This is a genomic window from Brachybacterium sp. GPGPB12, assembly GCF_038396325.1.
Taxonomy (GTDB): Bacteria; Actinomycetota; Actinomycetes; order Actinomycetales; family Dermabacteraceae; genus Brachybacterium; species Brachybacterium conglomeratum.
In genome coordinates this window covers 207,446-233,120 of the sequence record NZ_CP149573.1, presented here as the reverse complement: position 1 = coordinate 233,120, position 25,675 = coordinate 207,446, and the positions used below count along the sequence as shown (strand labels likewise).

The 25,675-nt window shown below is 72.3% G+C and carries 14 protein-coding genes and 12 pseudogenes; 10 read left to right on the top strand and 16 right to left on the bottom strand.

The genetic code is table 11. The features are described 5' to 3' along the window. Positions 1 to 29: 29 nt before the first annotated feature. From tal to WKH84_RS01180, 5 genes and pseudogenes are all read left to right on the top strand, one after another. Complete coding sequence (gene tal / locus WKH84_RS01200) at positions 30 to 1,142, top strand: transaldolase (RefSeq protein ID WP_341855361.1); 1,113 nt, start codon at positions 30 to 32, stop codon at positions 1,140 to 1,142. Between the two features lie 74 nt (positions 1,143 to 1,216). Next, a pseudogene (gene zwf / locus WKH84_RS01195) lies at positions 1,217 to 2,771 on the top strand (glucose-6-phosphate dehydrogenase). Between the two features lie 44 nt (positions 2,772 to 2,815). Next, a pseudogene (locus tag WKH84_RS01190) lies at positions 2,816 to 4,003 on the top strand (glucose-6-phosphate dehydrogenase assembly protein OpcA); the annotation flags it as partial. Next, on the top strand, positions 3,925 to 4,263 hold the full coding sequence (locus tag WKH84_RS01185) for a 6-phosphogluconolactonase (RefSeq protein WP_341856729.1): 339 nt from the start codon (positions 3,925 to 3,927) through the stop codon (positions 4,261 to 4,263). The pseudogene WKH84_RS01190 and the gene WKH84_RS01185, both read left to right, overlap by 79 nt. After that, on the top strand, positions 4,239 to 4,487 hold the full coding sequence (locus WKH84_RS01180; protein WP_341855360.1) for a 6-phosphogluconolactonase: 249 nt from the start codon (positions 4,239 to 4,241) through the stop codon (positions 4,485 to 4,487). The genes WKH84_RS01185 and WKH84_RS01180 overlap by 25 nt, the downstream gene beginning before the upstream one ends. Positions 4,488 to 4,654: 167 nt before the next feature. Here WKH84_RS01180 and secG read toward each other — a convergent pair whose 3' ends face one another. From secG to uvrA, 10 genes and pseudogenes are all read right to left on the bottom strand, one after another. After that, a complete protein-coding gene (secG, locus tag WKH84_RS01175; protein ID WP_341856728.1) occupies positions 4,655 to 4,897 on the bottom strand; it encodes a preprotein translocase subunit SecG in 243 nt (80 codons plus the stop codon). Between the two features lie 102 nt (positions 4,898 to 4,999). After that, positions 5,000 to 5,772: pseudogene (tpiA, locus tag WKH84_RS01170) on the bottom strand (triose-phosphate isomerase). Further along, the gene (locus tag WKH84_RS01165) at positions 5,769 to 6,971 is read right to left on the bottom strand and encodes a phosphoglycerate kinase (RefSeq protein WP_341855359.1); all 1,203 of its coding nucleotides are present in this window, start codon (positions 6,969 to 6,971) and stop codon (positions 5,769 to 5,771) included. The pseudogene tpiA and the gene WKH84_RS01165 overlap by 4 nt, the downstream one beginning before the upstream one ends. A gap of 147 nt (positions 6,972 to 7,118) precedes the next feature. After that, positions 7,119 to 8,127: pseudogene (gap, locus tag WKH84_RS01160) on the bottom strand (type I glyceraldehyde-3-phosphate dehydrogenase). Between the two features lie 112 nt (positions 8,128 to 8,239). Further along, positions 8,240 to 9,240 (bottom strand): annotated as a pseudogene (whiA, locus tag WKH84_RS01155) (DNA-binding protein WhiA). Then, positions 9,224 to 10,354 (bottom strand): annotated as a pseudogene (gene yvcK, locus WKH84_RS01150) (uridine diphosphate-N-acetylglucosamine-binding protein YvcK). The pseudogenes whiA and yvcK overlap by 17 nt, the downstream one beginning before the upstream one ends. Beyond that, entirely contained in the window at positions 10,351 to 10,467 is a 117-nt protein-coding gene (locus WKH84_RS01145) for an RNase adapter RapZ (protein ID WP_341856727.1), read from the bottom strand. Before WKH84_RS01145 ends, yvcK begins: the two are co-directional and overlap by 4 nt. A gap of 110 nt (positions 10,468 to 10,577) precedes the next feature. Further along, positions 10,578 to 11,198, bottom strand: a pseudogene (locus WKH84_RS01140) (RNase adapter RapZ); the annotation flags it as partial. A gap of 87 nt (positions 11,199 to 11,285) precedes the next feature. Beyond that, positions 11,286 to 13,225: pseudogene (uvrC, locus tag WKH84_RS01135) on the bottom strand (excinuclease ABC subunit UvrC). Positions 13,226 to 13,237: 12 nt separating this feature from the next. Continuing rightward, a pseudogene (uvrA, locus tag WKH84_RS01130) lies at positions 13,238 to 16,107 on the bottom strand (excinuclease ABC subunit UvrA). Between the two features lie 72 nt (positions 16,108 to 16,179). Here uvrA and WKH84_RS01125 point away from each other — a divergent pair. After that, a complete protein-coding gene (locus WKH84_RS01125; protein ID WP_341855358.1) occupies positions 16,180 to 16,857 on the top strand; it encodes an MBL fold metallo-hydrolase in 678 nt (225 codons plus the stop codon). A gap of 44 nt (positions 16,858 to 16,901) precedes the next feature. After that, a pseudogene (locus WKH84_RS01120) lies at positions 16,902 to 18,615 on the top strand (bifunctional 3'-5' exonuclease/DNA polymerase). Positions 18,616 to 18,688: 73 nt separating this feature from the next. Here the strand turns inward: WKH84_RS01120 and WKH84_RS01115 are convergent. Both WKH84_RS01115 and WKH84_RS01110 read right to left on the bottom strand, forming a co-directional pair. Beyond that, positions 18,689 to 18,964, bottom strand: coding sequence for a zeta toxin family protein (locus WKH84_RS01115; RefSeq protein ID WP_341855357.1), 276 nt, complete (start codon positions 18,962 to 18,964; stop codon positions 18,689 to 18,691). A gap of 39 nt (positions 18,965 to 19,003) precedes the next feature. Continuing rightward, positions 19,004 to 19,708, bottom strand: coding sequence for a hypothetical protein (locus tag WKH84_RS01110; protein ID WP_341855356.1), 705 nt, complete (start codon positions 19,706 to 19,708; stop codon positions 19,004 to 19,006). 154 nt (positions 19,709 to 19,862) lie between these two features. Between WKH84_RS01110 and WKH84_RS01105 the strand changes: the two are divergent. Then, a pseudogene (locus WKH84_RS01105) lies at positions 19,863 to 20,344 on the top strand (pyrimidine dimer DNA glycosylase/endonuclease V). Here the strand turns inward: WKH84_RS01105 and WKH84_RS01100 are convergent. From WKH84_RS01100 to coaE, 3 genes and pseudogenes are all read right to left on the bottom strand, one after another. Beyond that, a complete protein-coding gene (locus tag WKH84_RS01100; RefSeq protein ID WP_341856726.1) occupies positions 20,286 to 20,858 on the bottom strand; it encodes an NUDIX domain-containing protein in 573 nt (190 codons plus the stop codon). The pseudogene WKH84_RS01105 and the gene WKH84_RS01100 sit on opposite strands and share 59 nt — an antisense overlap. Then, a pseudogene (uvrB, locus tag WKH84_RS01095) lies at positions 20,838 to 22,917 on the bottom strand (excinuclease ABC subunit UvrB); the annotation flags it as partial. The gene WKH84_RS01100 and the pseudogene uvrB, both read right to left, overlap by 21 nt. Positions 22,918 to 23,054: 137 nt before the next feature. Further along, positions 23,055 to 23,702, bottom strand: coding sequence for a dephospho-CoA kinase (gene coaE, locus WKH84_RS01090; protein ID WP_341855355.1), 648 nt, complete (start codon positions 23,700 to 23,702; stop codon positions 23,055 to 23,057). 95 nt (positions 23,703 to 23,797) lie between these two features. On the opposite strand from coaE, the gene WKH84_RS01085 reads away from it, so the two are divergent. Both WKH84_RS01085 and WKH84_RS01080 read left to right on the top strand, forming a co-directional pair. Then, positions 23,798 to 24,418 carry a TRIC cation channel family protein gene (locus tag WKH84_RS01085; RefSeq protein WP_341855354.1) on the top strand — a complete coding sequence of 207 codons (621 nt, stop codon included), beginning with the start codon at positions 23,798 to 23,800 and terminating at the stop codon, positions 24,416 to 24,418. Then, positions 24,415 to 24,672: a hypothetical protein gene (locus WKH84_RS01080; RefSeq protein WP_341855353.1), complete on the top strand. Its 258-nt coding sequence runs from the start codon at positions 24,415 to 24,417 to the stop codon at positions 24,670 to 24,672. The genes WKH84_RS01085 and WKH84_RS01080 overlap by 4 nt, the downstream gene beginning before the upstream one ends. A gap of 79 nt (positions 24,673 to 24,751) precedes the next feature. On the opposite strand, the gene aroD is transcribed toward WKH84_RS01080, so the two are convergent. Then, positions 24,752 to 25,645, bottom strand: coding sequence for a type I 3-dehydroquinate dehydratase (aroD, locus tag WKH84_RS01075; RefSeq protein ID WP_341855352.1), 894 nt, complete (start codon positions 25,643 to 25,645; stop codon positions 24,752 to 24,754). Between the last annotated feature and the right edge of the window lie 30 nt (positions 25,646 to 25,675).

The following is a 25,675-nucleotide window of genomic DNA, read 5'->3' as shown; positions in this document are numbered from 1 at the left end:
CAGGGCGCGTCGCGCCCGGAAGGAACGTCATGACCCAGAACCCCTCCACCCAGGCCCTCTCCGATGCCGGAGTCTCCATCTGGCTCGACGACCTCTCGCGCAAGCGCCTGCAGACGGGCAACCTCGCCGAGCCGCTCGCCACCCGCAACGTCGTGGGCGTGACCACGAACCCCTCGATCTTCCAGGCCGCGATCTCCGGCTCCGACGAGTACGACGCCGACATCGCCCGCCTCGCCGGCGAGGGCAAGGACGTCGACCAGGTCATCGAGGTGCTCACCACCGATGACGTCCGGGACGCCGCGGACCTGCTCGCCGACACCTACGCCTCCTCCAAGGGCTTCGACGGCCGCGTCAGCATCGAGGTCGATCCCCGTCTCGCGCACGAGACCGAGAAGACCATCGCGCAGGCCGAGCACCTCTTCGAGGTCGTCGGCCGCGAGAACGTGATGATCAAGATCCCCGCGACCGAGGCGGGCCTGCCCGCGATCACCGCCGTGATCGCCGCCGGCATCAGCGTCAACGTCACCCTGATCTTCTCCGTCGAGCGCTACGAGGCCGTCATCGACGCCTACCTCGCGGGCCTGGAGAAGGCCGCGGAGGCCGGCAGGGACCTCTCGAAGATCCACTCGGTCGCCTCCTTCTTCGTCTCCCGCGTGGACACCGAGATCGATGCACGCCTGGACGCCCTCGGCGGCGACGCCATCTCCCTCAAGGGCCAGGCCGGCGTCGCCAACGCCCAGGCCGCCTTCGGCGTGTTCCTCACCGCCTTCGGCTCCGACCGCTTCACGGCCCTCGCCGACAAGGGCGCGAACGTGCGGCGCGCCCTGTGGGCGTCGACCGGCGTGAAGAACCCCGAGTACTCCGACACCCTCTACGTGGACAACCTGGTCGCCGACCCGACCGTGAACACGATGCCGGAGAAGACCCTCGAGGCCGTCGCCGACCACTCCGAGCCCAAGGCCGCGCTGTCCGCCGAGACCGCCGCCGCCGGCGAGGCCGCGCTGGAGCGCGTGGCCGAGGCCGGGGTCGATCTCGCGGACGTGTTCGCGGTGCTCGAGCGCGAGGGCGTGGAGAAGTTCGAGAAGGCCTGGAACGAGTCGCTCGAGACCGTCTCGGCGTCCGTCGAGGCCGCGCGCGCCTGATCCCTCCCGGTGAGCACGGGTCCGCCGTGGTGCGGGCACGTGCTCACCCCGTCCGTGTCCGAGAAAGGACCATCGTGACCGACTCCCCCGCTCCCTCCGCAGCGACCGGTGCGCCGAATCCGCCGCGCGATCCCCGTGACCGACGGTCGCCCCTGATCGCCGGGCCCAGCTCCATGGTGATGTTCGGCGTCACCGGCGACCTCGCCCGCAAGAAGCTGCTGCCGGCGATCTACGACCTCACCCACCGCGGTCTCCTCCCGCCGAGCTTCGGCCTGGTCGGCTACGGCCGCCGCGAGTGGTCCGACGACGACTTCGCCGAGTACGTGAAGAAGTCCGTCTCCGAGCACTCCCGCACCGGCTTCGACGAGAGCGTCTTCGAGCAGCCTGCGCGGCGGCCTCCGCTTCGTCACCGGCACCTTCGACGACAAGGCCGCCTTCGAGCGCCTCACCGAGGTCGTCGGCGAGCTGGACCGCACGCGCGGCACCGGCGGCAACCACGCCTTCTACCTCTCGATCCCGCCGGACGCCTTCCCGCAGGTGTGCGGGCAACTGGCCGAGTCGGGCCTGAACACCCCGCAGGACGGCTCCTGGCGCCGCGTCGTGATCGAGAAGCCCTTCGGCCACGACCTCGCCTCCGCCCGCGAGCTCAACGACGTGGTGGAGAAGGCGTTCCGTCCCGAGGACGTCTTCCGCATCGACCACTACCTGGGCAAGGAGACGGTCCAGAACATCCTCGCGCCGCGCTTCGCGAACCAGATGTTCGAGCCGATCTGGAACTCCGCCTACGTCGACCACGTGCAGATCACGATGGCCGAGGACATCGGGATCGGCTCGCGCGCCGGCTACTACGACGGCATCGGCACCGCCCGCGACGTCATCCAGAACCACCTCCTGCGACTCCTCGCGCTCACCGCGATGGAGGAGCCGGTCACCTTCCGCGCCAGCGACCTGCGCGCGGAGAAGGAGAAGGTCCTCGCCGCCGTCGAGTCGCCGGAGGACCTCGCCGCGCACACCGCGCGCGGCCAGTACGTCGGCGGCTGGCAGGGCGGCGAGGAGGTGCGCCCCTACCTCGAGGAGGACGGCATCCCCGCCGACTCCACCACCGAGACCTTCGCGGCGATGCGCCTGGACATCGCGACCCGCCGCTGGGCCGGGGTGCCCTTCTACCTGCGCGCCGGCAAGCGCCTGGGCCGCCGCGTCACCGAGATCGCGGTCGTGTTCAAGCGTGCGCCCTTCCTGCCCTTCCACTCCACCGACACCGCGGACCTGGGGCAGAACGCGATCGTGATCCGCGTCCAGCCGGACGAGGGCGTGACCATGCGCTTCGGCTCGAAGGTCCCCGGCACCCAGATGGAGGTGCGGGACGTGACGATGGACTTCGCCTACGGCATGAACTTCACCGAGGAGTCCCCCGAGGCGTACGAGCGGCTGATCCTGGACATGCCGCTCGGCGACCCGCCGCTGTTCCCGCGGCAGAAGGAGGTCGAGCTCTCCTGGAAGATCCTCGACCCCATCACCGAGTTCTGGGCCGAGAACCTCGACCCCGCGCCGTACCGGCCGGGCTCCTGGGGCCCCGACACCGCACACGACATGCTCGCCCGTGACGGGCGCACCTGGAGGCGACCGTGATCACCACCCTGACCGACACCACCGCGTCGGCGGTCGACAAGACCATGACCGAGATGCGGGAGACCTTCGGCGAGAACACCATCGGCCGGGTCCTCACGCTCATCATCATCGCCACCGGCGACATCGAGGAGCCGCTCGAGGCGGCGATCGCCGCGAGCCACGAGCACCCCGCCCGGGTGCTCGTGGTCGACGCCGATCCCGAGGCGGAGACCTCCGGGCTCGACGCCGAGATCCGCGTGGGCCGTGACGCCGGCGCCGGCGAGATCGTGATCCTCCACGCCCGCGGCGACGTGCTGTGGTCGCTGGACACGCTGGTGATGGCGCTGCTGTCGCCGGATGCGCCGATCGTGACCTGGTGGCCGGAGAATGCTCCGTCCTCCCCCGTCCACGATGTGCTCGGCTCCATGTCGCAGCGCCGCATCACCGATTCCGCCGCCTGCGCGGACCCGCTGGGGACGCTGAAGCGTCTGCGCCGCGGCTACGCCAGCGGAGACTCGGACTTCGCCTGGGCGCGGCTGACCCGCTGGCGCGGCCTGGTCGCGAGCGCCTACGAGGTGCCGCCGGTCTCCGTGCCCAGCTCCGTCGAGGTCCTCGGCACCGAGGGCAACCCCTCGGTGCCGCTGATGGCGAGCTGGCTGCGGCACACCCTCGGCGTCGAGGCGACGATCCTCCCGCCGCCCGCCGACGATCCCGAGTTCGCCGGGGTGCACGGCGTGCGCCTGGTGCGCGAGGACGGCACGATCGAGCTCACCCGCGTCAGCGACGACTCGATCGTCATGAAGCCGCCGGGCGACGACTCCGGCCAGCACGTGACGATGCCCCGCCGCACCCTCGCGGAGCTCGTCACCGAGGAGCCGCGCCGCCTGGACCCCGACGAGGTCTACGGCGAGGTGCTCGGCGCCGCCTTCTCCGACATCTCCGACACGGCGACCTTCGCGAGCGGCAAGCCCGCCCCGCAGGACGTCGTGGTCGCCGATGCGGAGGCGGTCGCCCAGACCGCCGCCACAGCCACCGCGGAGCGGCTCGCCGCCGCGCTCGAGAAGCGCCCCGTCGCGCACCTGGTGCTCACCGGCGGCACCGTCGGCACCCTCACCGCCGCGGCCCTGCCCGCCGCGCTGGTGGACGCCGGCGTGGACGTCGCCCGCCTGCACCTGTGGTGGGGCGACGAGCGCTTCGTCGAGCCGGACTCCGAGGAGCGCAACGAGGTGGGCGTGCGCACCTCGCTGCTGGACGTCTTGCGCGAGGAGCACGGACTCCCGGCCCGCAACGTCCACGTCATGCCCTCCCCCGCCGACGGCATGTCCTCGAGGACGCCGCCGCCTGGTACGGGCAGCAGCTGGACCAGACGGGCGGCGACGAGCCCTTCCGCACCCGCGGGCAGGCGTTCTTCGACGTGCTGCTGCTCGGGGTCGGCCCCGACGGTCACATCGCCTCGCTGTTCCCGCGAAAGACCCCGCCCAGGAGAAGGTGCTCGGCGGCGCCGTCGCGGTGACCGGCTCCCCGAAGCCGCCCTCGCAGCGGATCTCGCTGACCTGGCCGGTGCTGAACTCGGCCCGCCACGTGGCGCTGCTCGTGGCCGGCGCCGAGAAGGCCGAGGCGGTGCGCGCCGCGCACGACGGCGTGGACCCGTGGGAGGTGCCCGCCTCGGCGGTGCGCGGCCTCGACTCCACCACCTGGGTGCTCGACGAGGCGGCCGCCGGGCGCGCCGCCCGCTGAGCCCCGGCTCCTCCGGGAGCACGCAGGACGCCCGAAGGGCCGGTCACCACGAGGTGGCCGGCCCTTCGGCCTGTCCGGGCCCAGAGATCCGGGGATGCAGAACGGGCCGTCCCCGAGGGGACGGCCCGTTCGCAGAGCAGAGGTGCGGCGGTCGCCGCACGAGAGTGTCAGAGCATCGTCTCGATGATGCCGAGGCCGACGGCGCTCGCGCCCCAGAGGACGGCGACGGTCACCGTGAGGCGGTTCAGGTTCCGCTCCGCGACGCCCGAGGCGCTCGCGGAGGAGGAGACGCCGCCGCCGAACATGTCCGACAGGCCGCCGCCGCGCCCCTTGTGCAGGAGCACCAGCAGGATCGTCAGCGGCCCGAACACCGCCAGGAGGATCTGGAGGACGAGCTTCAGCAGGGACAGGTCCACGAGGGGGTCACCCTTCCACGGAGACGGACGGACCGATCCAGCATACGGCACGGGCCGGGTCCGTCGAGGACCCGGCCCGCGTGGGGAGGCTTACCTTCAGCCCTGGAAACCGGCGATCTTGGCGAACTCCTCGGCCTTCAGCGAGGCGCCGCCGACGAGGGCGCCGTCGACGTCGGCGCGCCGCATGAGCTCGCCCACGTTCGAGGACTTCACGCCGCCGCCGTACAGGACGCGGACCGCGTCGGCGACCGTGTCGCCGTGCATCGCGCGCGCGCCTCGCGGATAGCGGAGCACACCTCCTGCGCGTCGTCCGGGGTCGCGACCTCGCCGGTGCCGATCGCCCACACGGGCTCATAGGCGATGACGATCTTCGCGGCCTGCTCGGCGGTGATGCCCTCGATGCCGCCCTCGAGCCGCGCGAGGGTGTACTCGACGTGCTTGCCGGCCTTGCGCTCCTCGAGCGGCTCGCCGACGCAGAGGATCGGCACGAGGCCCGCGGCGAAGGCGACCTTCACCTTCGCGTTGGTGACCTCCTCGGTCTCGCCGTGGTACTGGCGGCGCTCGGAGTGGCCGACCGCGGCGTAGGTGCGACCCAGCGCGGAGAGCATCGCGCCGGAGACCTCGCCGGTGTACGCGCCGGACTCGTGCGCGGAGATGTCCTGGGAGCCGTAGGCGATCGGGAGCTTGCCGGCGTCGACCGCGACCTGCACGGTGCGCAGGTCCACGAACGGGGGCGCGACGACGGTCTCGACCTTGGTGGTGTCGACCTCCTTGAGTCGCTCGCCGAGCTCCTCGACCAGGGCGAGGGCCTGCTTCCAGTCGAGGTTCATCTTCCAGTTGCCCGCCATGAGCGGGGTGCGGGTGGTCACTTCTGGTCCTCCTCGAGGATGGAGATTCCGGGCAGTTCCTTGCCCTCGATGAGCTCGAGGCTGGCACCGCCGCCGGTGGAGATGTGGGAGAAGAGCGTCTCGTCGAAGCCCAGGATGCGCACCGCCGCGGCGGAGTCGCCGCCGCCGACCACGGTGTAGCCGGAGGCCGCGCCGAGCTTCTCGGCGACGGCCTTCGTGCCCTCGGCGAAGGCGGGGAACTCGAACACGCCCATCGGGCCGTTCCAGAACACGGTCGCCGCATCGGCGATCTTCTCGCCGAAGAGCTTCGCGGTCTCGGGGCCGATGTCCATGCCCTCCTGGTCCGCGGGGATCCCGTCGACGGCCACGACGGTGGCGGGCGCGTCGGCGGAGAACTCCGGCGCCACGACGGTGTCGACGGGGAGCACGAGCTCGACGCCGTTCGCCTTCGCGCGCTCCATGTACTCGCGCACCACGTCGATCTTCGACTCGTCCAGCAGCGACAGGCCGACCTCGTGGCCGAGCGCCTTCTGGAAGGTGTAGGCCATGCCGCCGCCGATGAGGATGCGGTCGGCCCTGCCCAGCGGCGCGTCGATCACGCCGAGCTTGTCGGCGATCTTCGCGCCGCCGAGGACGACCACGAAGGGGCGCTCGGGCTCGTCGGTCACCTTGCGCAGCGAGTCGACCTCGCGCGCCACCAGCTCGCCCGCGGCGGCGGGGAGCAGGGAGGCGAGCTCGTACACGGAGGCCTGCTTGCGGTGGACGACGCCGAAGCCGTCGGAGACGAAGGCGTCGCCGAGGGCGGCGAGCTCGCGGGCGAAGGCGAGCCGCTCCTCGTCGGTCTTCGCGGTCTCGCCCGCGTTGAAGCGCAGGTTCTCGAGCACGGCGACCTGGCCGTCGCCGAGCGCGGCGACGGTCTCCTGCGCGGAGGAGCCGACGGTGTCGGTCGCGAAGGCGACCTCCTGGCCGAGCGACTCGCCGAGGCGGCCCACGACCGGGCGGAGGGAGTACTTCTCCTCGGGCTCGCCCTTGGGGCGGCCGAGGTGGGAGATCACCGCGACCCGGGCACCGGCCTCGACGAGGCGGGTGAGGGTGGGCGACGCGGCGCGGATGCGGCCGTCGTCGGTGATCGTGGTGCCGTCCAGCGGCACGTTGAGATCGGCGCGGACGAGCACGCGCCTGCCGCGCAGCTCTCCGAGCGAATCGATGGTCTTCAGCACTGTGGTGCTCCTTCAGGTGTTCGACCGCGGGACGCCGCGGCGGCCCGTCGGGACGGGGACGAGCGGAGCCCGTCGGACGCCGACCCCTCGGGGTGGCGACCGGCGGGCTCCGGGGCTGTCCTGGTCGTCAGCGGGACGACGTGAGGATCAGAGGGACTTGCCGACCAGCTGCGAGAGCTCGACGAGGCGGTTGGAGAAGCCCCACTCGTTGTCGTACCAGGAGAAGATCTTGACCTGGTTGCCGTTCACCTTGGTGAGTCACGCGTCGAAGATCGAGGAGTGCGGGTCGCCCTCGATGTCCTTGGAGACGATCGGGTCCTCGGTGTAGCGCAGGACGCCCTTGAGCGGGCCCTCGGCGGCCTTCTTGATCGCGGCGTTGATCTCCTCGATCGTGACCTCGCGGGAGGCCTCGAAGGTGAGGTCGGTGATCGAGCCGGTGGGGACCGGCACGCGCAGCGAGTAGCCGTCGAGCTTGCCCTTGAGCTCGGGGAGCACCAGCGCCACGGCCTTGGCCGCACCGGTGGTGGTCGGGACGATGTTCAGGGCGGCGGCGCGTGCACGGCGCGGGTCCTTGTGCGGGCCGTCCTGCGGCACCTGGTCCGAGGTGTAGGCGTGGATCGTGGTCATCAGGCCCTTGACGATGCCGAACTCGTCGTTCAGCACCTTCGCCACCGGCGCGAGGCTGTTGGTGGTGCAGGAGGCGTTGGAGATGATGTCGTGCTTCGCGGGGTCGTAGTCACCCTCGTTCACACCGATGACGAAGGTCGCGTCCTCGTTCTTCGCCGGAGCGGAGATGATGACCTTCTTGGCGCCCGCCTCGATGTGGGCCTTGGCCTTCTCGGCGTCGGTGAAGATGCCGGTGGACTCGATGACGACGTCCGCGCCGATCTCGCCCCACGGGATGTTCTTCGGATCGCGCTCGGCGTATGCCTTGAAGGTGTTGTCGCCGACGGTGATCGAGTCCTCGTCGTGCGAGACGTCGTAGGGAAGCACCCCGCCGATCGAGTCGTACTTGATGAGGTTCGCGAGCGTGGCGTTGTCGGTGAGGTCGTTCACACCGACGATCTGGATGTCCGCCTGTCGCTTGCTCGAGAGCGGCGCGCAGGAAGTTGCGGCCGATGCGGCCGAATCCGTTGATACCAACCTTGACGGTCAAGGGTTCCTCCTAGTGTCGCGGTGAGTTCGCGACGTTCGAGTACTGACATGGCGCGCACGCCCTCGTACGCCCGGGCGACGCCGGCGTGTGACCGACGACCGTGACGATCTTATCAACGACCGGCACCAGGGGACGAAGGAAGATGGTCCTCGTCCACTCCGTGGTCGGTCCCGGGGATGCCGAGCTCCTCCGCGCGCTTGTCCGCGGTGGCGAGAAGGCGTCGGATCCTACCGGCCACGGCGTCCTTCGTGAGCGGCGGATCGGCGAGTCGGCCGAGCTCCTCGAGGCTCGCCTGTCGATGCTCCAGACGGAGGCGACCGGCGGCCTGCAGGTGCTCGGGCGTGTCGTCGCCGAGGATCTCCAGCGCGCGCTGGACACGCTGGCCCGCGGCGACCGCGGCCCGCGCGGAGCGGCGCAGGTTCGCGTCGTCGAAGTTCGCGAGCCGGTGCGCGGTCGCCTTCACCTCGCGGGTGGTGCGGCGGCTCGCTCCCAGGTGCGCACGGTCTCGTGGGCGCCCATCCGGGACAGCAGGGCGGAGATCGCGTCGCCGTCGCGCGGCACCACCCGGTCCGCGCCCCGCGCCTCGCGGGCCTTCGAGGCGACGCCGAGCCGTCGGGCCGCGCCGACCATCGCCAGCGCCACCTCGGGGCCGGGGCAGGACAGCTCCAGGGCCGAGGAGCGGCCCGGCTCGGTGAGGGTGCCGCGGGCGAGGAACGCCCCGCGCCACGCGGCCTCCGCGTCCACCAGCGCCCCGCCGACGACGAAGGGCGGCATCCCGCGCACGGGACGGCCCCGCGCGTCCAGGAGTCCGGCCTGGCGGGCCAGCATCCCGCCCTCGCGCTCCACCCGCACCAGGTAGCGGGTGGTGCGGCGGATCCCGGAGGGGGCCAGCACCGCGAGCTCGGCGCGGTGGCCGTACATGTCGGCGATGATGCCGTGCGACCGCCGCGCGACCGCCGCCGAGTCCAGCTCTGCCTCGACCACGACCCGTCCCGCGACCAGGTGCAGGCCCCCGGCGAAGCGCAAGATCGCGGCCGCCTCGGCCTTGCGGGCGGAGGGCCGGGTCACCTCGAGGTGGCTGAGCTCCTCCTTCGCGTCACCCGTCAGCGCCATGCGTGTCCTCCTCGGTGCGGGTGTCCATACCCCTGGTGGTGCGGTGTGGTCGCTTCCGGCGCGACGCGGAGCGGTCGTCGCCGCGCTCCACGTCCCCGTAGGCGTCGTCGAACAGATCACGGTACGCCGCGGCCAGGCGCACCGGGTCGTGCCGCGGCGTCCCGTCGCCAACGCTGACCTGGCGCAGCAGGGTGCGCGCCCCCGCTCCTGCGCCGCCTCGGCGAGGTCGAGGACGTCCTCGAGGGTGGTCGGATCGGCGACGAGGGCGTCGAAGAGGCAGTCCCCCGCGTGGTCGAGCGGCGTCCAGCATGTCGAGGCTCGTCATCCCCTCGGCCTCCTGCGCGCCGACGGAGAGGTTCGTGATGATCCCCTTCCGCGCCGGGCTCGACGCGATCGCCTCGGCGATCTCAGGGATCATCAGATGCGGCGAAGACGGAGGTGTACCAGGAGCCGGGGCCGAGGATGATCCAGTCCGCACGCCCGATCGCCTCGAGCACATCGGCGGGGACGCGGGGGCGCGGCGGGATCAGGCGCACGTCCTCGACGCGGCCCTCCGCGGTCGCGACCTGGTACTGGCCCGAGACGGTGCGGGCGCCGCCGTCGGCGCCGACCACGCGCGCCTCGATGTCCAGCGGATCCAGCGCCATCGGCGACACGCGCCCTCGCGCGCCGAGCGGCTCGGCCATCTGGTCGAGGCCCTCGATGGGGTCCTCGAGGATCTGCCACAGCGCGACGATCATCAGGTTGCCGAGCGCGTGCCCGTCGAGCTCGCCGTCGGTGGCGAAGCGGTGCTGGATCACGTCGCCCCAGATGGACCCCCATTCGGAGTCCTCGCACAGTGCCGCGAGCGCCATCCGCAGGTCTCCCGGGGGCAGTACGGGCATCTCGGTGCGGAGCCGGCCCGAGGAGCCGCCGTTGTCGGCGACGGTGACCACGGCGGTGATGTCGTCGGTGAGCAGGCGCAGGGCGCGGAGGTTCGCGGCGAGGCCGTGGCCGCCGCCGAGGGCGACCACGCGCACGGGCCGCGCGGGGCGCCGCGGCCGCCCCGCTGGGCGCTCGCCGAACGGTCGGCGCCGCGGAGCCGGAGACGTCGGCCGCGGGAGGCGATGCTCATTCCCGCCCCAGATCCCGGTGACGGATCCGCACCGCGTGCCCGGCGGTGCGCGGCTCGTCGCCGATCCGCTCCGAGACCGCGACGGAGCGGTGCTTGCCGCCCGTGCGACCGATCGCGAGGGTGGTGAAGTGCTTGTTCTCGGTGCTGTAGCCGCGCGCACCGGGGTGATCATCTCGATGTACCGCTCGACGAACTCGGCGGCGTTCGCGTCGCCGAGCACGAACTCGGCGACGTCGGCGTCGGTGCCCCGCTTGGGACGCGGCTCCGGCACCCAGTACGGGTTGGGGATGAAGCGCACGTCGCTGACGTGGTCGGCCTCCAGCGGGATCCCGTACTTGAAGCCGAAGGACACCATCGTCACGGTCAGTCGCTGCTCCTCGCCGGTGCCGAACAGCGAGCGCATCTTCATCGTCAGCTCGTGCACGTTCAGCGGCGAGGTGTCGATGACGAGGTCGGCGGTGCGCCGGTAGCGGGCGAGCATCTCGCGCTCGCGGCGGATGCCCTCGAGCACGCCTTCCTCGCCCTGCGGCGGGTGGGGGCGGCGCACCGAGTCGAAGCGTCGCACGAGGGTGGACTCGTCGGCCGTGAGGAAGAGCAGGCGCAGGCGCAGATCGGCCTTACGCGGCTCGTCGACGACCTCGCCGAGCTCCGTGAAGAACGGGCCGGAGCGCGGGTCGACCACGACCGCGAACCGGTTCTCGCGGCCGACGGCGGAGGCCTGCGGCTCGTAGAGCGTGCCGATCAGTCGCGGGGCGATGTTGTAGACCACGTACCAGCCCATGTCCTCCAGGGCGTGCGCGGCGGTCTCCCGTCCGGCCCCGGCGAGCCCGGTGATGATGACCACGTCGCCTCGGGTGTCCGTGGTCGGGCTCGGGATGGACTCCTCGGTCACGGGTGCTCCTTCCGGATCGGGGGTGGACGGGCCTCGCTCTCAGCCCTCGAGGATCTCGCCGGTCGCCATGTCCACGGTGACGCCGAGTGCGTCGTCCGCGGTCTCGGCGTCCGAGGCGGTTCCCTGCTCGGATGTTAGCGCGGCGGTGATCTGCGCGGCCAACGCGGGCCCGATCCCGTCGACCTCCGTGAGCTGTTCCTCGCTCGCCTCGCGGATCGCGGAGACGGTGACGAAGCGGTCCAGCGGCGCGCGGCGCCGGGCCGGCCCGAGGCCCGGGATGCCGTCCAGGGCGCTGGCCTGCATGGCCCGTCCTCGCTTGGAGCGGTGGTAGGTGATGGCGAAGCGGTGCGCCTCGTCGCGCAGGCGCTGGACGAGGAAGAGCGCCTCGGAGGTGCGGGGCAGGATGACGGGGTACTCCTCCCCGGCGACCAGATCTCCTCGAGCCGCTTGGCGATCCCGGCCAGGGCGATGTCGGTGATGCCGAGCTCGTCGAAGGCGCGCCGCGCCGCGGCGACCTGCGGCGGGCCGCCGTCGACGAGGATCAGCGAGGGCGGGTACGCGAACCGCTTGAAACGGCCGGTCTCCTCGTCCTCCGTCGGCTCGGGCGGGTCGAGGTGGTGCTTCAGCCGGCGCGTGATCACGTCGTGCATGGAGGCGGTGTCGTCGCGGGCGGCCGCGCCGGTGACCGAGTAGCGGCGGTACTCGCTCTTCTTGGGCGGCCCGTCCTCGAACACCACCTGGGAGCCGACGACGTTGGTGCCCTGGGAGTGGGAGATGTCGAAGCACTCGATCCGCGCCGGCGGCTCGGCGAGGTCGAGCGCCTCGCCCAGGTCCTCGAGCGCCTTGGTGCGGGCGGTGAGGTCGCCGGTGCGCTTGAGGCGGTGCAGGCGCGGCGCCTCGGTCGCGTTCTCGCCGACGGTGATCAGCAGGTCCTTCTTCTCGCCACGCCGCGGGACGCGCAGGTCGACGGTGCGGCCCACCAGCTCCCGCACCTGGTCGAGGTTGGTGGGCAGGATCGGGACGAGCACCTCCTTCGGGGCGCTCCCCTCGGTGTACAGGGTGGTCAGGGCGCGCTCGACGAGGTCCGGCGCGGTCGACTCGTCGAGGATCTCCGCGGTCCAGCCGCGCTGGCCGCGGATCCGTCCGCCGCGCACGTGGAAGACCTGCACGGAGGCTTCGAGCTCGTCCTGGGCGAGGCCGATCAGGTCGGCGTCGGTCGCGTCGGAGAGGACCACGGAGTTCTTCTCCATCACCTTCTCGAGCGCCTGGAGGTCGTCGCGGAGGCTCGCGGCGGTCTCGTAGTCCATCGCCGCGGCCGCGGCCCTCATCCGCCGCTCGATGCGGCGGGTGTACTTCGAGGTGTTCCCGGCCATGAAGTCCGCGAACTGCTCGGCGAGCCGGCGGTGCTCGTCCTCGGAGATGTCGCCGACGCAGGGCGCCGCGCACTTCCCGATGAAGCCGAGCAGGCAGGGCCTGCCCGACCGCTCGGCCCGCCGGTACACCCCCGCGGTGCAGGAGCGGATCGGGAACACCCGAAGCATCAGGTCGAGCGTCTCGCGGATCGCGCCGACCTGCGGGTAGGGCCCGAAGGTGCGGTCGCCCTTGGCGCGCGGCCGACGGGTGATGTGCACCCGCGGCACCTTCTCCCCCATCGTGATCGCGAGATAGGGATAGGACTTGTCGTCGCGGAATTTGACGTTGAACCGCGGATCGAACTCCTTGATCCACGTGTACTCGAGGGTGAGCGCCTCGACCTCGGTGCCCACCACGGTCCACTCGACGCTCGTGGCGGTGGTGACCATGCGCCGGGTGCGCTCGTGCAGGACGGAGAGGTCCTGGAAGTAGTTCACCAGGCGCTGGCGGAGGTTCTTCGCCTTGCCGACGTAGATGACGCGGCCGTGCTCGTCCCGGAACCGGTAGACCCCCGGCCTCGTGGGGATCGTGCCGGTCGCGGGGCGGTAGGTCGCTGGATCAGCCATCGCTCCGCCTGCTCAGCGGGCCGCGGCCGCGCCCGCTCGTCCGCCCTCGAGCATCGGGGCGAGGAAGCGACCGGTGTAGGAGCCCTCGACCTTCGCCACCTTCTCCGGGGTGCCGGTGGCGACGATCCTCCCGCCGCCGGCGCCGCCCTCGGGGCCGAGGTCGATGACGTGGTCGGCGGTCTTGATGACGTCGAGGTTGTGCTCGATGACGATCACGGAGTTGCCCTTGTCCACGAGCCCCTCGAGCACTTCGAGCGGCTTGCGCACGTCCTCGAAGTGGAGGCCCGTCGTCGGCTCGTCGAGCACGTAGATGGTGCGGCCGTTGGAGCGCTTGTGCGGCTCGGAGGAGAGCTTCACACGCCGCGCCTCACCGCCCGAGAGGGTGGTCGCGGACTGACCGAGCTTCACGTAGCCGAGGCCCACGTCGACCAGGGTCTGCATCTGGCGGCGGATCGCGGGGACGGCGTCGAAGAACTCGAGCGCCTCGGCGATGGACATGGCCAGCACCTCGGCGACGTTCTTGTCCTTGAACTTCACCTCGAGCGTCTCGCGGTTGTAGCGCTGGCCCTTGCAGACCTCGCACTGCACGTACACGTCGGGCAGGAAGTTCATCTCGATCTTCAACGTGCCGTCGCCGGAGCAGGCCTCGCAGCGACCGCCCTTGACGTTGAAGGAGAAGCGCCCTGCGGTGTAGCCGCGGATCTTCGCCTCGTTGGTCTGGGCGAAGAGGGTGCGCACCCGGTCCCACACGCCCGTGTAGGTGGCGGGGTTCGAGCGCGGGGTGCGGCCGATCGGCGACTGGTCCACGTGCACGACCTTGTCGAGGTGCTCGAGGCCGGTGACGCGCTTGTGCCGCCCGGGCACGATGCGGGAGCGGTTGAGCTCCTTGGCCAGGACCGAGTACAGGATGTCGTTGACCAGGGAGGACTTGCCCGAGCCGGAGACGCCGGTGACGGCGGTGAGCACGCCGAGCGGGAAGGAGACGTCCTGCCCGGTGAGGTTGTTCGCGCGCGGCGCGACGACCTTCAGCATCCGCTCCTTGTCCACGGGGCGGCGCACCGCGGGCACGGGGATCTCCAGTTCGCCGGAGAGGTAGCGGCCGGTGAGGGAGTCGGGGTTCTGCTTCAGGCCCTCGACGGGGCCGGAGTGGACCACCTTCCCGCCGTGCTCGCCGGCGAGCGGGCCGATGTCCACGACCCAGTCGGCCGAGTTGAGCGTGTCCTCGTCGTGCTCGACGACGATCAGGGTGTTGCCGAGGTCGCGCAGGCGCTCGAGGGTCGCGATGAGGCGCTCGTTGTCGCGCTGGTGCAGGCCGATGGAGGGCTCGTCGAGGACGTAGAGCACGCCCACCAGGCCCGAGCCGATCTGGGTGGCGAGGCGGATGCGCCGCGCGCCTCGCCGCCGGAGAGGGTGCCGGCCGCGCGGGCCAGGGAGAGGTAGTCCAGGCCCACGTCGAGCAGGAAGCCGAGGCGGGAGCGGATCTCCCGCGGCACCTCGTCGGCGATCGCGGCCTCCCGCACCCCGAGCTCGAGGCCCTGGTGGAAGGCGAGCGCGTCACCGATCGACATCTCGCAGACCTCGGCGATGGACTTCCCGCCGACGGTCACGGCGAGCACCTCGGGGCGCAGACGCGCGCCCTGGCAGGCGGGGCAGGGCACCTCGCGCATGAACTGCTCGTAGCGCTCCTTGGCCCAGTCGGACTCGGTGTCGCCGTGACGCCGCTCGAGGAAGTGCATGACGCCCTCGAAGCCCGTGGAGTAGGTGCGCTCGCGGCCGAAGCGGTTGCGGTACTTCACGTGGACCTTGAAGTCCTTGCCGTGCAGCAGCGCCTCCTTCGCGCGTTCGGGCGCCGCGCGCCAGGGGGTGTTCATCGAGAAGGCGAGCTCCTCGGCGAGGCCGGACATGACCTCCTGGTGGCGGTCGGCGTGCCCCATGGTCCACGGGGCGATCGCGCCGTCTGAGAGGGAGAGGTCCTCGTCGGGGATCACGAGCTCGGGATCGACCTCGAGCCGCTGGCCCAGGCCCGTGCACTCGGGGCAGGCGCCGTAGGGGGCGTTGAAGGAGAAGGTGCGCGGCTCGATGTCGTCGATCGCGAGGGGGTGGTCGTTGGGGCAGGCGCGCTTCTCGGAGAAGCGGCGGGTGCGCCGCGGGTCCTCGTCGTCGCGGTCGACGTAGTCGACCAGCAGGATGCCCTCGGCCAGCCGCGCGCGGTCTCGACCGAGTCGGTGAGGCGACGGCGCGCGTCGGGCTTCGCCGCGAGCCGGTCGACGACCACCTCGATGGTGTGCTTGTAGCGCTTGTCGAGGCTGATCTCCTCGTCCAGGCGGCGGTTGTCCCCGTCGATGCGGGCGCGGGCGTAGCCCTGGGAGCGCAGGGAGCTGAGCAGGTCCTGGTGCTCGCCCTTGCGGCCCTGGACGACGGGCGCCAGCGACTGGAAGCGGGTGCCGGGCTCCTCCTCGAGGAGGGTGTCCACGATCTGCTCGGCCGAGGAGGAGGTGACCAGCTCGCCGCAGACGGGGCAGTCTTTGCTCGCCGGTGCGGGAGAACAGCAGGCGCAGGTAGTCGTAGATCTCGGTGATCGTGCCGACGGTGGAGCGCGGGTTGCGGTTGGTGGACTTCTGGTCGATCGAGACCGCCGGGGAGAGCCCCTCGATCAGGTCGACGCTGGGCTTGTCCATCTGCCCGAGGAACTGCCTCGCATAGCTGGAGAGCGACTCGACGTAGCGTCGCTGCCCCTCGGCGAAGATGGTGTCGAAGGCCAGGGAGCTCTTGCCGGAGCCGGACAGGCCGGAGAACACCACCAGCTTGTCGCGGGGGATGTCGATGTCGATGTTCTTGAGGTTGTGCTCGCGCGCACCACGGACGACCAGGGAATCAGTCACCCCGGCATTCTAGGGGCGCAGACCGACCTTCGAACAGTTGTTCGGGGGAGATGTGGGCGACATACTGTCCCCATGAACGATCATGAGTACACCGGACATGTCGAGCCGGGCGGCGAGCCCGCCGTGCGAGACTTCGAGCACCTGCAGATCCGCAAGCTGTCCGTCGGGCCGATGGACAATAACGCCTACCTGCTGACCTGTCGGTCGAGCGGCGCCCAGTCGCTGATCGATGCGGCCGCGGACCCCGACGCCCTGCGCCGGATGATCGCGGCGGGCGCCGAGCACAACTGGCTGGACGTCATCCTCACCACTCACTCCCACCACGACCACGTGGGCGCTCTGGCGGAGATGGTCTCGGCGACCGGCGCTCGCACCGCCGCCGGTGCGGAGGACGCGAAGGAGATCGCGGAGAAGATCGACCTGCCCCTCGCCCACGGCGACGTGATCGAGTTCGGCGAGCAGCGGGTGGAGATCATCCAACTGCGCGGTCACACCCCCGGCTCGGTCGCGGTGCTGTGGCGCGGCGGCGAGGAGGGCGACCACCTCTTCACCGGCGACTCCCTCTTCCCCGGCGGGGTGGGCAACACCGACCGGGACCCGCGGCGCTTCGCGCGGCTGATCGACGACGTCGAGCGGCGGATCTTCGACCGGCTGGACGATGCGACCTGGGTGTACCCGGGCCACGGCGATGACACCACGCTCGGGGCCGAGCGGGCCTCCCTCCCGGTCTGGCGCGAGCGGGGCTGGTGACCTCTCCGCCGCCGGGCACCGCCGCGGCCGGCCCGGCGCGGTGCGTGCTCGGTCGCGGGGCGGGCGGGGCGGTCGTCGCGCGCGAGGTCGCGGCCGACGGCTCCGTCCTCGACGAGCGGACCTCCACCGTCGAGGAGCTCCCCGCCCTCGTCGCCGAGCTCGAGGCCGCGCACCGGCCGCGCTGGGTCTGGAGCGACGCCGCCGCCTGGTATCCGCGCCTGCTCGCGGCCGGGGTGACGCTCGAGCGCCGCCACGACCTGCGCCTGGTGCACCGGATCCTGCGCCATTCCGAGCTGGTGACGGAGCCCGGTCCTCTGCGGGAGCGCACCGAGTGGGACACCCCGCTCGAGCCGCAGGAGCCGCGGCGCGACCTCGGCGCGACACTCTTCGACCTCGACGCCCGGCCGTCGGCCGCCCACGGCGTGCCCGACGGGATCGAGGAGACCGGTGCGGAGCTCGAGCGGCGGCTCTCGGCGGTCGCGGGCGCCGAGGACCCGGCGCGGCCGCGGGCGCTGCTGGCGGCGGAGTCCGCCGGGGCGCTGATCGCGGCCGAGCCGCAGGCGGCGGGGATCCCCTGGGACGTGGCCGAGCACGACCGGATCCTCACCGAGGCCCTGGGGCCGCGCCCCTCCCCCGGGACGCTCCCCGCGCAGATGGTGCAGGTCGCCACCGAGGTGCGCACGGCTCTCGGGGACCCGACCGTGTCGCTGGACTCGCCGCCGAAGCCGCTGCGCGCCCTGCACCGCGCCGGCATCGACGTCTCCTCCACCTCCCAGTGGGAGCCGCAGGAGCACGAGCATCCGGCGATCGAGCCGCTGCTGCGGTACAAGAAGATGTCCCGCCTGCTGACCGCCAACGGCTGGACGTGGCTGGACGAATGGGTGCGGGAGGGGCGCTACCGGCCCGTCTACGTGCCGGGCGGCGTGGTCACCGGGCGCTGGGCCTCCAGCGGCGGCGGGGCGTCGCAGATCCCGCGCCGGCCGCGGCCCGCGCTCCGTGCCGATGCCGGCTGGCCGCTGGTCAGCGCCGATGTCTCCCAGCTCGAGCCGCGGGTGCTCGCCGCCATGTCCCGCGACGCGGCGATGATCGAGGCGGGGGCCGGGAAGGACCTCTACTCCGGCATCGTCGAGGCGGGCGTGGTGGCGAGCCGGCAGGAGGCGAAGATCGGGGTGCTCGGCGCCCTGTACGGCGGGACCACCGGGGACAGCGGTCGCGTCGTGCCCCGGCTCCGCCGCACCTTCCCCGAGGCGATGGCGCTCGTGGACGGCGCGGCCGCGACCGGGGAGCGCGGCGGGACGGTCACGACCTGGCTCGGCCGCTCCTCCCCCGCCCCCGAGCCCGGCTGGGTGCAGGCGCAGCGCTCCGCGAACGGGCCCGATGCGGCCGCCGGCGAGCAGGAGCGGGCCCGTCGCTCGGCCCGCGACCGCGGCCGGTTCACCCGCAACTTCGTGGTGCAGGGCACCGCGGCGGAATGGGCGCTGTCCTGGATGGCGGCGTCGCGGGTCGCGGCTCGCGCGGCTCCCTGAGGTCGCCGCCGACGAGCGGGCCGACGCCTCGGGACCGGTGTTCTCCCGCCGCGCGCACCTGGCGTTCTTCCTCCACGACGAGGTGATCGTGCACGCCCCGGCAGATCAGGCGGAGGCCGCGGCCGCCGCGATCCGCGAGAGCGCCGACGCGGCCGGGCGGTCGCTCTTCCCCGGCGGCCCGATCGACTTCCCGCTGGACCTCGCGATCACGGAGCGCTCGGGGGAGAAGTGAGCGCCGCGGGCGTCCCTGCGACCGCTGCCTCAGTGCGGAGGTGGCCGGCGCGGCGTGCAGCGGAGCACCACCGTCACCCGTGCCGTGCGAGGTCCGCGTAGATGCCCTCGAGGAGCGTGATCCGCCCGACCCCGAGGCAGTGCCGGACCATCGTCTCGAGCAGGCCGACGGTGTCCCCCTGCCCGCTGTCGTGCTCCCACAGCGGCTCGCGCCGCACATGGTCCTGCCCGATCACGGCGACCTCGCCGCGCGGCAGGGCACGCTGGACGCGTCGTGCCACCGTCGACTTCCCGGAGGCGGAGTTCCCGCGCAGGACGACGAACGGCGGCGCGCATCGAAGGGTCCCCATCGCTCGATCCTGGCAGACCCCCGAGCTCCGGCGCGGGTGCTACACGACGGGGTGCCCAGGGACCAGCGCGGCGAGCTCCTCGAGCAGGGAGTCCATGCGTCGAGCGCCCAGCGGCGGGCTGAGCGGCTCGGAGAACCAGTGCTCCCAGAGCTCGTCGAGCCGCGCCGCCGTGGGCGCGACACCAGTGTCCAGCGGCTCCGCGATCGCCTGCGCCTCCGGCTCGTACTCGTCCTCGGGCATGCCGTCCGTGCCCGGGGCGAGGCCCGCCGGGTCCTCCCGGGTCAGGAGGGCGAGCACCTGCTCCTGCGTCGAGGTGCCCTCGAGCTCTGGGTCCTGGTCGTCGAGCGGCACCGATGCCAGGGTCACCGCACCGGTGGCGAGCCCGATCCAGACGCGCGGGGCTTTCACGCCTCGTCGACGCAGGAAGCCCTCGACCGCGCCATCCAGCCGGAGGCCTGCCACCCCGGCTCCGGCCATCAGACCACCGAGGCCGAGCGAGAGGGCCGCCTCGGGGAGGGTCGGCGTCCGGAGACCGCGGAGGCGCGACGCGTCGCCGTCGTCCGGCGCTCCCGGCCGGCCCTGCGCGGCGAGGAGGCTGACACCGGTGGTCAGCACCGCGGGGAGCGCGACGTATCCGACGCGCACCGGGCGCGGGAGACGGTGCACAGGGATCATCCCGAGGCCGGACGCGGCGGCCGTGCCGATGGCCAGGGACACGATGCGGGTGCGCTGGGACTGTGTCACGGGGTCCTCCTTCTCTCGCGGCGGGGCCCGCCGCGCGCCACGGGGCGTGTCGTGCCCTCGACGCTATCGGGCGATCCCGACCGTGACGGACGACGATCGTCGGTGCCCGGGGTGACCTTCGACCGCGCCTCGGCGGATGAGGGAGGATGGGCCGATGCGCCTCTGGTCACTGCACCCCCGCCACCTCGACCGCCAGGGCCTCACGGGCCGCTGGCGGGAATCGCTGCTGGCGCAGGCCGTGCTCGCCGGGCGCACTCGCGGATACCGCTCCCACCCGCGGCTCGAACGGTTCCGGGCCCAGCCCGCCCCGCTCGATGCCGTGGGCACCTACCTCGAGGTGCTCGCCCGGGAGGCGACCGCTCGCGGCTACCGCTTCGACCTCTCGCGGATCGACCGCCGCCCCGAGGAGCTCACCGGCCACGCGCCGACGGATGCCGCGGCCGGCGTGCCACGGATCCCCGTGACCCGGGGGCAGGTCGACCTGGAATGGCGCCATCTGCTCGCCAAGCTCGCGCGGCGCAGTCCCGGGAGCGAGGCGCTCACCGCGCGCATTCGGCGCCGACGGTGCATCCGCTGTTCACCGTGGTGCCGGGTCCGGTCGAGAGCTGGGAGCGGGCGATGGATCCGGAGGGCTGAGCGCGATTCGCAGCCAGCGCGAGAGGGGCGCCCCATCCGGGACGTCCGTCAGATCGGTGCGCGACCACCGGGCCTCGCTCAGCTCGAGCGAGGTGCTGACCTCCCTCGAGGCGGCGGTGCCGACGAGGATCGTGAGGCGGTCGCGCTTGCCCTCGGTGACCGTCTCGAGAGCCGTCACCTCCTGGAGGTCTCCCGTGATCGCGAGGGCGAGCTCCTCGGCGACCTCGCGACGTCCGGCCTCGGCAGGGCTCTCGCGGCGAGGACGATAGCGGCCTCCCGGCAGTGCCCAACGGTCCCGGTCGACGTAGGAGTGCCGCACGGCGAGGAACCGCGAAGGGTCCTCCGGAGGATGCAGCGACACCTTCACTCCGAAGGTGCGCGGCCTGCGCACCCGCCACCAGAGCCGCCGCGGCCGGTGCCCGGCGGTCAGCGCGGCGCCCAGCGCGCGCCCGTGCCTCGTCGCCATCGGCTCAGGAGCGCCGCACCGCGCGCGCTCCTTCTTCAGCTCCTGCACCTCGTCGCGCGCCGCGCCGCGACCTCGAAGTTCAGGGATTCCGCGGCCTGGTGCATCTGCGCGGTCATCTCGTCGATCATGCCGGTCAGCGCGCCGACGGGATCGTCGCCGAGGTCGATCTGGCGACCCTGGATCGAGTCGACGGCGTTCGCGCGCGCCCGGTCCTGGGCCACCTTCTCCTTCCCGGAGCGGTAGTCGGTGGCCAGGAGGGTGTCGGTGTCGATGTCCTCGCGGGCCAGCATGTCCGTGACGTCCGCGATCCGCTTGCGCGCGGGGTCGGGTCGATGCCGTGCTCGGTGTTGTACGCGATCTGCTTCTCGCGGCGACGGTTGGTCTCGTCGATCGCGTCCTGCATCGAGTCGGTGATCGTGTCCGCGTACATGTGCACCTGGCCGGAGACGTTGCGGGCCGCACGGCCGATCGTCTGGATCAGCGAGGTGCGGGAGCGGAGGAAGCCCTCCTTGTCCGCGTCCAGGATCGCGACCAGGGACACCTCGGGCAGGTCCAGGCCCTCGCGCGAGCAGGTTGATGCCGACCAGCACGTCGTACTCGCCCTGGCGGAGGGAGCGCAGCGACTCGATGCGGCGCAGGGTGTCCACGTCGGAGTGGAGGTACTGGACCCGCACCCCGTTCTCGAGCAGGAAGTCGGTGAGGTCCTCGGCCATGCGCTTGGTCAGCGTGGTCACGAGCACCCGCTCGTCGCGGCGCACCCGCTTCTCGATCTCCTCGCGCAGGTCGTCGATCTGGCCCTTGACGGGCTTGACGATCACCTCGGGGTCCACCAGTCCCGTCGGCCGGATGATCTGCTCGACCACGCCGTGGGCGCGGTTCAGCTCGTACTCGGCGGGGGTCGCGGAGAGGTAGACGGTCTGACCGGTGCGCTCGGTGAACTCCGAGAAGGTCAGCGGGCGGTTGTCGAGCGCCGAGGGCAGGCGGAAGCCGAAGTCCACCAGGGTGCGCTTGCGGGAGCGGTCCCCTTCGTACATCGCGCCGATCTGCGGGACGGTCACATGGGACTCGTCGATGACCAGCAGGAAGTCCTCGGGGAAGTAGTCCATGAGGGTGTTCGGGGCGGTGCCCGGCGCGCGGCCGTCGAGATGGCGGGAGTAGTTCTCCACACCGTTGGTCGAGCCCATCTGCCGCGGCATCTCGAGGTCGTGGGTGGTGCGCATGCGCAGGCGCCGCGCCTCGAGCGGCTTTGTTCTGCCCCTCGAGCTCCTCGAGCCGCTCGGCGAGCTCCTCCTCGATCGTGCCGATCGCGCGGGAGAGACGCTCGGGACCGGCGACGTAGTGGGAGGCGGGGAAGATGTGGATGTGGTCCTCCTGCCGGATGACCTCGCCGGTCATCGGATGGAGGGTGTAGAGCGCATCGATCTCGTCGCCGAAGAACTCGATGCGGATCGCGAGCTCCTCGTACATCGGGATGATCTCGACCGTGTCCCCGCGCACCCGGAAGGTGCCGCGCTCGAAGGCGATGTCGTTGCGGTCGTACTGCATGTCCACGAAGCGGGTCAGCGGCTCGTCGCGGTCCAGCTGGTCGCCGACGCTCAGCCGCACCATCCGGTCCACGTACTCCTGCGGGGTGCCCAGGCCGTAGATGCAGGAGACGGAGGAGACCACGACGACGTCCCGGCGGGTCAGCAGCGAGTTGGTGGCACTGTGCCGCGACCGCTCCACCTCGGCGTTGATCGAGGAGTCCTTCTCGATGTAGGTGTCCGACTGCGGGACGTACGCCTCGGGCTGGTAGTAGTCGTAGTAGGAGACGAAGTACTCCACCGCGTTGTGCGGAAGCGGCTCCCGGAACTCGCTGGCGAGTCTGCGCGGCGAGGGTCTTGTTGTGCGCCATGACCAGGGTGGGACGCCGCACCTGCTCGATCAGCCAGGCCGTCGTCGCGGACTTGCCGGTGCCGGTCGCGCCGAGCAGGACCACGTCCTGCTCGCCGTCGTTGATCCTCTTGGTGAGCTCCTTGATCGCCTGCGGCTGATCGCCCGAGGGCGAGTACTCGGAGACGACCTCGAAGGGGTGCTCGGCGCGGACGAGATCGGTGACGGGACGCATGAGGACGAGCCTACGACCCGGGGCCGTCGGAGGACACGGTGCGGGGCCTCTGTCCGCTCAGGGCCGAGGGCCCCGCAGTTCCGGGTGGGGCGCGCACAGGCGGCGCCCGGGACCGGTTCGGCCGGGGTCCGACGCGATCAGGTGCGGAGGTCGTGCTCCTCGAGGACCGCGTCGAGGGCACGCCCGGAGCGCGCGAGGAGAGCGGGTCGATCGGCCGTGTTCAGCACCAGGCGGTCCGCACGGCGGATCCGTTCGAGATCGGTGACCTGCGCCGCCATGACCGACTCGACATAGCCGCGGTCCCTGCCCCGGTCCCGGACCACCCGCTCGATGCGGTCCTCTCGCCGGGCGAGCACCGCGACGACCGCGTCGTAGTCGGGCTCGCTGTGCTTCTCCAGCAGCAGCGGGCTGTCGTGGACGATGACCCGCTCCCCCGACGCGGCCGCCTCGGCCTCCTCCTCCGCGACCGCGCGGTCCACGCGGGAGAGCACGATCCGCTCGAGGTCGGCGCGGGCCGCGGCATCGGCGAAGACGATCCGGGCCATGGCGGCGCGGTCGATCGTGCCGGCCGGGTTCCGCACGTCCTCGCCGAAGCGGGCGATCGCCTCCTCGACCCCGTCGCCGGGGATGTCCAGGACGGCCCGGGAGTGGGCGTCCAGATCGATCACGCGCAGGCCGCGTTCACGCCAGAGTGCGGCGACGGTCGACTTGCCCGCGCCGATGCCGCCGGTGAGGCCGATCCGCAGGGGGCGGTCAGGACGAGGGGGAGGAATCTTGCCGGGCATGGTCCGATGGTAGGGCGGGTCGGCCGGGTCACGGTGGCGTTCACGCCCCTGCCTGCACGGACTACGGTGCTGGGGTGGATCCTCTTGAGTCGCTCGTGACGAACGACTTCCTCCGCGTGCTGGACCTCGTGGGCGTGTTCGTGATGGGCGTGGCGGCCGGTGCGATCGCCTCCCGGCTGAACTTCGACGCGGTCGGCTTCGCGGTGATCGGCATCGTCGCCGGGCTCGGCGGCGGTCTGGTGCGCGATCTGATCCTCGACTACGGCACCCCGGCGGCCTTCGACGGGCCCTGGTATCTCACCTGCGCCCTCGGCGGAGCCATGTTCACCTTCGTCATCCATGCGGACGGCCCCTGGTGGCGCCGCCTGGTGACGGCGCTGGACATCGCGGCGATGGGGCTGTGGGCTGCGACCGGCACCGCGAAGTCCCTGGGCTACGGCCTGGACACGCTGCCGGCGATCCTGCTCGGGGTCACCAGCGCGGTGGGCGGCGGCGTGATCCGCGACGTGCTGGTGGGAAGGATCCCCCAGGTCTTCGGGGGCGGCCCGCTGTACGCGACCGGCGCGCTGGTCACCGCGGTGCTGACCTGGCTGGTGCTGGCCCTCGGCCTGCCCTCCCCGACGGTGCTGGTCGCGGTCGCCGTCGGCGCGCCGCGCTCGCCGGCGTCGCGGCGTGGCGCCGCTGGTCGCTGCCGGCCCATCAGGAGTGGCAGGTGACGATGTCCGCGACCCAGCTGAAGCGACTGGTGCGCCGCACCCGTAGGGACGAGCGGGAGCGGGTCGCGCAGGAGACGGGGGCGATCCCCGTCGTCGACGTCGACCACGACGACCTCGCCGAGGACGCCGCGGCCGAGGACCTCGACGCGAGCGACTACGAGGACCGGATCTTCCCGGATCCGGCGGAGCCGCCCGGCACCGCCGAGAACGAGCGGCGCGAGGAGCAGGACTCCGGGACCGCTTCGCCGCGCTGAGGCGGCTGTCGTGCCGGGGGTCGGCGCGCCGGCCGCTCCGCGGTCCGGTCGGAGCGCCGAGGCGCTGGCCCGGGCCGGGTCAGGGCCGCAGGAGCTCGATCATCCGGGCGACGTCGTCCGCGCCGAGCTGGCCGGGCGCGGACCCCTCCCCTGCGGTCGCGAAGGTCGCACAGGCGCCGAACGCTTCGGCGGCCACGCGGCTGCTCGCCCCGAGGGTGCCCATGGAGATCGCGATGTGCGGGCCTGTCTGCTCCTCAGCGACGGCAAGACTCGCCGAGAGCAGGGTGAGCACGTCGCGGGAGGTGCGCGGGGTGACGGCGACCTTCGGGATATCCGCGCCGAGACGCCGCTGCTCGCGCAGGATCCCCGCGATCGTCTCCTCGTCGGGGGTGCCCTCCATGTCGTGGTAGGAGCCGACCACGGCGATGCCGTGACGACGGGCGGAGTCGATGACCGAGGCGACCACCGTGGGGTCGAGGGAGGTCTCGATGTCGACGAGGTCGACGGCGGACTGCGTGCCCGCCCGGCGACCCGTGATCAGCGCCTGAAGCAGCGAGACGAGGGCGCGGGGGCCGTAGGGCCTCTGTCCGCCCTCGGCGGTGGTGCGGAAGGTGACCAGCAGGGCGCGGTCGGCGCCGAGGGCGGCGCGCAGCGGGTCGAGCGCGGCGAGGACCGCCTCGCGGTGGTGCTCGGCGTCCTCGAGGTCGGGGCGGAAGCGGTCCAGGCGCCACTCGACCACGCGGGCCGGGGTCGCGCTCGCCGCCTCGGCCTGGGCGAGCAGGGCGTCGAGGTCGTCGCCCACCAGCGGCACGATGATCTCGGGGCGCCCGCGGCCGAACTCGACGCCGCGCACGGTCGCGGTGCGGCGGCGCACATCGACCATCCCCTCCTGCACGGCGGGGCCGGGCCGGTCCGCGGTGCCGGGCTGGTCCAGGGGGTCGTCCTGCGCGGCGGTGCCGGGACGCTCGGTCATGGTGCTCCTCTCGCTCGGGCGGGCCCGGGC

Coding starts and splice junctions, on each gene's coding strand:
- coaE (WP_341855355.1), bottom strand. CDS start 23,702: ATGCCCGGCAAGATTCCTCCCCCTCGTCCTGACCGCCCCCTGCGGATC.
- aroD (WP_341855352.1), bottom strand. CDS start 25,645: ATGACCGAGCGTCCCGGCACCGCCGCGCAGGACGACCCCCTGGACCAG.
- WKH84_RS01115 (WP_341855357.1), bottom strand. CDS start 18,964: ATGGGGACCCTTCGATGCGCGCCGCCGTTCGTCGTCCTGCGCGGGAAC.
- WKH84_RS01125 (WP_341855358.1), top strand. CDS start 16,180: ATGAACGATCATGAGTACACCGGACATGTCGAGCCGGGCGGCGAGCCC.
- tal (WP_341855361.1), top strand. CDS start 30: ATGACCCAGAACCCCTCCACCCAGGCCCTCTCCGATGCCGGAGTCTCC.